The sequence below is a fragment of the Falsiroseomonas oryziterrae genome, from assembly GCF_021864505.1.
GTDB classification, from domain to species: domain Bacteria; phylum Pseudomonadota; class Alphaproteobacteria; order Acetobacterales; family Acetobacteraceae; genus Falsiroseomonas; species Falsiroseomonas oryziterrae.
Window position 1 is genome coordinate 1 of sequence record NZ_JAKJIB010000244.1, and the last position, 6,499, is coordinate 6,499.

At 72.5% G+C, this 6,499-nt stretch carries 8 protein-coding genes; 1 reads left to right on the forward strand and 7 read right to left on the reverse strand.

Annotated features, from left to right (window positions below; translation table 11 throughout):
• Window positions 1-130: 130 nt before the first annotated feature.
• Genes L2I40_RS16895 through L2I40_RS16905 form a run of 3 tightly spaced genes read right to left on the reverse strand, consistent with a single transcriptional unit; the run spans window position 131 to window position 1,972 of the window.
• Entirely contained in the window at window positions 131-706 is a 576-nt protein-coding gene (locus L2I40_RS16895) for a histidine phosphatase family protein (RefSeq protein ID WP_237216366.1), read from the reverse strand.
• Complete coding sequence (locus tag L2I40_RS16900) at window positions 699-1,352, reverse strand: glutathione S-transferase family protein (protein WP_237216367.1); 654 nt, start codon at window positions 1,350-1,352, stop codon at window positions 699-701. The genes L2I40_RS16895 and L2I40_RS16900 overlap by 8 nt, the downstream gene beginning before the upstream one ends.
• Window positions 1,349-1,972, reverse strand: coding sequence for a glutathione S-transferase family protein (locus L2I40_RS16905; RefSeq protein ID WP_237216368.1), 624 nt, complete (start codon window positions 1,970-1,972; stop codon window positions 1,349-1,351). The genes L2I40_RS16900 and L2I40_RS16905 overlap by 4 nt, the downstream gene beginning before the upstream one ends.
• A 132-nt stretch (window positions 1,973-2,104) precedes the next feature.
• On the opposite strand from L2I40_RS16905, the gene L2I40_RS16910 reads away from it, so the two are divergent.
• Window positions 2,105-2,656 (forward strand): lipid-binding SYLF domain-containing protein, encoded by a 552-nt coding sequence (locus tag L2I40_RS16910; protein ID WP_237216369.1) that lies wholly within the window; start codon window positions 2,105-2,107, stop codon window positions 2,654-2,656.
• A gap of 24 nt (window positions 2,657-2,680) precedes the next feature.
• Here the strand turns inward: L2I40_RS16910 and L2I40_RS16915 are convergent, their stop codons facing one another.
• From L2I40_RS16915 to L2I40_RS16930, 4 genes are all read right to left on the reverse strand, one after another.
• Complete coding sequence (locus tag L2I40_RS16915; RefSeq protein ID WP_237216370.1) at window positions 2,681-3,583, reverse strand: lipid A biosynthesis lauroyl acyltransferase; 903 nt, start codon at window positions 3,581-3,583, stop codon at window positions 2,681-2,683.
• Between the two features lie 142 nt (window positions 3,584-3,725).
• Complete coding sequence (locus tag L2I40_RS16920) at window positions 3,726-4,748, reverse strand: zinc-binding dehydrogenase (RefSeq protein ID WP_237216371.1); 1,023 nt, start codon at window positions 4,746-4,748, stop codon at window positions 3,726-3,728.
• Window positions 4,748-6,010, reverse strand: a complete 1,263-nt coding sequence (locus tag L2I40_RS16925) for a beta-ketoacyl-ACP synthase (protein WP_237216372.1) — start codon at window positions 6,008-6,010, stop codon at window positions 4,748-4,750. Before L2I40_RS16925 ends, L2I40_RS16920 begins: the two co-directional genes overlap by 1 nt.
• Window positions 6,007-6,499 (reverse strand): hypothetical protein (locus L2I40_RS16930; protein ID WP_237216373.1); only part of this gene is annotated, 493 nt, incomplete at its 5' end. The genes L2I40_RS16925 and L2I40_RS16930, both read right to left, overlap by 4 nt.

Consider the following 6,499-nt stretch of genomic DNA (forward strand, 5'->3'; position numbering starts at 1 on the left):
TTCGGATCTGGCGGAAGGCGAAGGAGCCCGAAGTGCCCCCTCCGCCTTCGGCGTTAAACGGACGCAGGTCCAGGAGCCTCCAGGCTCCTGGCAGGGGGTGCAGGGGGACGGCGTCCCCCTGCAGGCACCCTCACGCCGAAGCCAGCACCGCCGGCGCGATCCCCCACGCCGCCTCGCCGTCCGGCGGCGGCGTGATGTGCAGCGGCAGCGCGTTCGGCGTGCGGACATTCGGCTCGTGGCCGAGCGCGAGGCGCAGCGCGCGGAACAGCGCGCCATGCGCCACGACGAGCACCGGCGCGGGCTGCGCCAGCGCACGATTCACGGCGGCGACCGCGCGGTCCAGCAACTCCTGGAAGGTCTCGGCGCCGGCGGGCGTGTAGGTGCCGGCGATCCAGTCGTCGTACCAGTCGCCCATCACCTGGCCTTCCTGCTCGCCGAAATTCACCTCGGCGAGGTCGGGGTCGAGTGCCACGGGCAGGCCGAGCGGCTCCGCCACGATCTCCGCGGTGCGGCGCGCGCGCACCAGCGGTGAGGCGACGATGGTCGCGATGCGCGCGGTGCGCAGAGTCGCCGCGGCGCGGCGGGCCTGCATGATGCCGACATCGTTGAGCGGGATGTCGGTGCGGCCCTGCGACAGGCCCTGCGCGTTCCAGTCGGTCTCGCCGTGGCGGAGGAACCAGAAGGGGGCGCGGATCAACTCACCCATGCGCCTTCTCCCGCGCGAGCGCCGCGGCGACGGCGGGCATCGCCATCACGCGGCCCATCAGCGCGCCAAGCGCCGCCAGGTCGCCGATGTCGAGCTTCAGGAAGCCGGCGAAGCCGCCGAGCGAGGCGAGGAAGATGTCGGCGGCCGAGGGCATGTCGGTGCCGAGCAGCGTGCCGCCGTTGCGCGCCAGCGCGGCCTCGGCGAAGCCGAGCGCGGTGCGGCACCGCTTGAGCGCAGCGGCGCGCACCACGGTCGCGGCCTGCTCGTCGCCGTCGGTCAGGCGCAGCGCGGCGAAGCAGGGGTTGAAGTGCCGCCCCATGCTCCAGTGGCACCAGGCGATCCATTCGATCGTCTTGATGCGCCGCGACGGATCCGACGGGATCAGGCCGCTGTCGGGCGCGGCCTCGGCGAACCATTGGATGATCGCCGGCAACTCCGTCACCACCGTGCCGTCCGGCAATTGCAGCGCCGGCACCTCGCCCTTCGGGTTGACGGCGAGGTAGTCGGGCTTCTTGTGATCGCCGCTGCGCAGCGAGATGAAGCGCAATTCGAAGGGCACGCCCGAGACGGCGGCAACCTGGTGCGCCAGCGTCCCGGAGGTGAAGGTCGAGGTCCAGAGGACCGGCGCGCCGCCGGCGGCGCTCACGCCGCCAGCCCTTCCTGCGCCAGCGCGCGCTGCACCGCGGGCCGCGCCAGCATCGCCTTGAGATGCGCGTCGAGCCGCGGCGGCAGCGTCATGCCGCAGCGGCGCGTCGCCCAGTACTCGACGAAGAACAACGCGGCGTCGGCGACGGAGTAGCCGGACGGCAGCAGCCAGGTGCCGCCCTTCCAGGTCTTCTCCAGCGTGTCGAAGTACTTCGCGGCGAGCGCCTTGCCCTGCTCGACGACCTTGGGCTGGTCTTCCTCGCGCGGGGTGAAGTTCGACGCGCGGAACTGCCGCGTGAAGGCCTGCGGGTGGATGGTCCCGGAGACGTAGTCCAGCATCTCGAGGCAGCGCACCTCGCCTTCGAAATCGGTCGGGATCAGGCCGGCCTCGGGGTTCGACTTCGCCAGCCAGAAGGCGATGACGGGGAGTTCGGTCAGCACCGTGCCGTCGCCGCGGTCGAGTGCCGGGACCTTCGACTTAGGATTGATGGCGAGATAGTCGGGCTTGTGCTGCGCGCCTTCCTTCAGCGCGACCAGTGCGAGCTCATAGGGCTTGCCGATCTCTTCCAGGACCACGTGGATGCCGAGCGAACAGGCGCCGGGCGAATAGTAGAGCTTCACGGGCTTCCTCCGGGGCGGGTGGGCCCTTGTAGGGCGCGACGGGGGCGCGTCGCCAGCCCCCCGCAACATTCGCTGGCGGGGCAGGCGGGAGGCTGTAAGCTCCCCCAGGGTGGGAAGCGTGAGGAGCGAGCCATGCACACACGACGTCATGCAGCCTCGATCTTGGCCGGCGCAGCCCTCTCGGCTGTCGCGCTGCGCCCGGCGCAGGCCGAGACGCGGGCCGAGATCGACGCGAGCGTCAACGCCGCGCTGGACCGGCTGCGCGCCATGCCGAATGCCGAGCCGTTGCTCCGCGTGTCCGTCGCGCAGCTGGTCTTCCCGCGCATCCTGTCGGGCGGCTTCATCGTCGGCGGCCAGTACGGCGAGGGCGCGCTGGTTCGGAACGGCGCGATCGCGCGCTACTACCAGATCCGCGGCCTGTCGGTCGGCTTCCTCGCCGGCGCGCAGACCGGCGGCCTCGCGATGCTCTTCATGCGCGAGGAGGCGCTGACGGCACTGCAGGAGAGCGGCTGGGAGGTCGGCACCGGCCCGTCGGTCGTCGCGCTCGACATGGGGCTGCAGGCCAACGTCACGACGACGACGCTGACCGAGCCGGTCTATGCGATCAGCTTCAACCAGCAGGGGCTGATGGCGGCGCTGTCGCTCAACGGCACACGCATCACGCCCTTCACGCCGCGCGGCTGAGGCCCGGCTTCCGGCGATCCGGGGTCACATCCGCCAGCGGCGGTGCTGCCAGAGCCACTGGCCCGGATGCTCGCGGATCCAGTCGGCCACGATGTCGTTGATCATCTGCGTCGCGGCGTCCACGTCCACGCTGCCGCGCGCATCGCGTGGCAGGGTCACCGCTTCTGTCAGCTCGAGGCGGAAGCGGTTGCCCGGCAGTCGGATGGCGCGCGCGCCATGCACCGGCACGTCGAAGCGGCGGGCGAGCCGCGCGAGCAGCGGGTTCGCGGTGGCGGTGCGCCCGAGGAATCGGATCTTCGGGCCGCGGCCGAAGCGTTGGTCCACCAGCATGCCGAGGTGCAGCCCGGCATCGAGCGCTTCCATCATGCGGATCGGGGCGGCGGGGCCGGCGGAGATCAGCTCGCCCATCACGCCGCTGCGCATGGCCAGGATGTCGCGCGCGATGGCGCGGTTGTTCGGCGTGCGGTAGAGCGCGGCGCTCGGCAGCCCGTTGCGCTGTGCCGCGACCGCCGGCAGCTCCCAGTTCGCGAGGTGGGCGGCGAAGAGAATGGCCGGCTTGCCGTCGTCGCGCAGGCGGATGAAGCGCGCGACGCTCGCCTCGTCCAGCTCGATCCGGCCGCTGTTCGGACGCTCCGGGTCCCAGTCCCAGAGCGCGCCGAGATGCACGTACTCGCTCGCCGTGCGACCGAGGTTCTCCCAGCTTTCGCGCAGGATGGCGGCGCGTTCCTCGGCCGTCTTCTCGGGAAATGCGGCGTCGATGTTCTCGCGCGCGATGCGGTGCGCGGAGGTCAGCGGGCCGAGCAGCCGCGCGCCGGCCGCGCCGAGATTCGAGGCGCGGTCGGGTCCGAGCAGCCGGACGAGACCAAAGGCGCCGCGCACCAGCGCGGCGAGGGTCTCGTCGGCAAGGTTCGTGAGGCGCGACGTCATGGCGGCAGGCCGGCGGCCCGCGTTCTTTAGCGGGCCGAGCGCGCGAAGGCGCGCCGCGCACCAACCGACTGGGACGACCGGTGCGCCCGTGGCCTGCGCGAAGCCAAGCCGCCGGAGGCGGCGCCCGGCGATTGAGGGCACATCAAAGCGTCACGATGATCTTGCCGAAGACGCGGCGGGATTCGAGGCGCTCCAGCCCCTCGCCGAAGCGCTCCAGCGGCACGACGGTGTCGAGGACGGGGCGGATACCCGACGCCATCTTCGCCAGCCCGTTCGCCACGTTCTCGATCCGGCAGCCGAAGCTGCCGAAGATGTGGAGCTGGCGCTGGAACAGCATCATCAGGTTGGTGTCGGCCGAGACGCCGGAGGTCGAGCCGCAGGTCACCAGCCGCCCGCCCTTGCGGAGGGACAGCAGCGAGGGGCCCCAGGTCGCCGCCCCGACATGCTCGAACACCACGTCCACGCCGACCTTGTTCGTCACGCGTCGCGCCACGGTCGAGAAGTTCTTCTCGCTGTAGTTCACGACGTGATCGGCGCCGAGCGCCTTGGCCTTTTCGCACTTTTCGTCGTCGCCGGCGGTGGCGATGACCGTGCAGCCGAGCGCCTTGGCGATGCGGATCGCGACCGAGCCGATGCCGGAGCCCGCCGCCTGCACCAGGATCGTCTCGCCGGGCTGCAGCCTGGCGTTGTCGAACAGCATGTGCTCGACCGTGCCGAAGGTGACGACGGAACAGGCCGCGTCCTCGAAGGTCACGCCATCCGGCACCTTCACCAGCGTGCGCGCCGGCCAGTTCACCGTCTCGCAGGCAAAGCCGTCGATGTGGAAGCCGGCGACGCCGCCCACATTCTCGCAGAGATTGTCGCGGCCCTCGCGGCAGTAGCGGCAGGTGCCGCAGGTGCGCGCGCCATAGGGCGTCGCATGGTCGCCGACGCGCCAGCCCGTGACGCCCGGTCCGACCGCGACGACCTCGCCCGAGGCCTCGGCGCCGACGACGAGCGGCAGGCGGCGCTCGGCGAAGGCCATGCCGCGCCAGCCCCAGACGTCGATGTGGTTCAGCGCGACGGCGCGGATGCGGAGCTGCACCTCGCCCGGCCCAGGCGGCGGCGGGGCGGGGATGTCCTCGAGCCGCAGGTCGCGGTCGCCATGCAGGCGCAAAGCGCGCATCAGGCGGGCTCCCCGCTCAGCACCAGGCAGACGTTCTGCCCGCCGAAGCCGAAGGAGTTGGAGAGCACGTTGGTCACCTTCGCCTCGCGCGCCAGGTTCGGCACCACGTCGAGCCCGATCGCAGGGTCCGGCTCGTCGTGGTTGATCGTCGGCGGCAGCACGCCGTCGCGGATCGCGAGCAGGCTGAACGCCGCCTCGATCGCGCCGGCGGCCGACAGCGTGTGGCCGATCATCGACTTGTTGGAGGAGATGGGCGGGGCCGCGTCGCCGAAGACAGCGCGCATGCCGAGCGTTTCCATCTTGTCGTTCTCCGGCGTCCCCGTGCCATGCGCGTTGACATAGGAGATGTCGGCAGGCTGCAAGCCCGCATCGGCGATGGCGTTGCGCATCGCGCGGATGATCGCGCCGCCATCGGGGTTCGAGCGCGTGCGGTGGAAGCTGTCCGATTTCTCGCCGCAGCCGCGCAGCACGCCGAGGATGCGGGCGCCCCGCGCGCGCGCATGCTCCAGGCTCTCGAGCACCAGGCAGGCCGCGCCCTCGCTCATCACGAAGCCGTCGCGCGTCTTCTCGAAGGGGCGCGCGGCCTTGGTGGGATCGTCGTTCCGCGTCGACAGCGCCGAGAGCAGCGAGAAGCGGATCAGCGCCTCCGGCTGCACCGTGCCGTCGGCGCCGATGGCGAGCGCCGCCTCGGCCTCGCCGCGGCGGATCGCCTCGACGCCGAGCTGGATGGCCGATGCGCCGGTGGCGCAGGCGGTGGTGATCGCGACCGGCGCGCCGCGCGTGCCGAAGCGCGCGGCGAGCCTCTCGCCGACGCCGGCGAAGGCTGCGGAGGCGTACATCGCGTCGAAGCCGGTGGCGGCGTCCACCAGGCACGCGGTGGCGGGTTCCGCCGAGGCATCGCGGCGGGCCAGCGCGAAGCGGAAGGGCCACTCGGTCTCGACCGGCGGCATGCCGAGCATCAGCGGCCCGGGAACGGCACGTCCCAGGCCCGCCATGGCGAGCGCTTCCTCGGCGGCGAGCGTGGCGTAGCGCTCGACGCGCTCGGAGGAGACCATCGCCCCGGTATCCGCGCCCGGAAGATCGACGGTGCCCGCGATGGTGGTGCGCAGGTGATCGAGCGGGAAGCGCGTGATGCGGCGGATGCCGGAGCGCCCGGCGCGCAGCGCCGCCCAGTTGTCGACGACGCCGAAGCCGAGCGGCGTGACGAGGCCGATGCCGGTGACCGCGACGATCGGGCGGCCGGCGTGGTCGCGCAGGCTCATGGCTGGTCCCCCGCCGGGATGGAGGCGAGATGCGCCAGCGCCTCGCCGCGCCAAGCGGCGAAGCCAGTGACGAGGATGTCGGTCGGCGCCCCCTCGAGCGGCGCCTCGAGCGCCTCCATCGGCGCCGGGAAGCGGCCCTCCGCGAGGCAGAGCGCCCCGAGCGCGACATTGGCCGGGAAGGTGGCCTCGACGCCCCAGCCGATCCGGCTGCCGGTCGCGCGCACCGCCAGCGGACGATAGAGCCCGCCGAGCACCTCGCGTTCCAGCACGGTCGCCGCGGCAACGCCGGTGCAGCCCGAGATCACTGGCAGGCGCCCCTCCGGCAGGCGCGGCGCAAGGCGCGAGAGGGCCTGGCCCATCGCCTCGCGCCCGCTGTCCTCCGCCGTGCGGCGGGCCTGGGCGGTGGCGATGGCGCCGAGCCGGGCGAGGCCACGCGCGCCGCGGGCCCGGGCATGCGCCGCCGTCTCGAGCACCAGGAAGGCGGCCTGG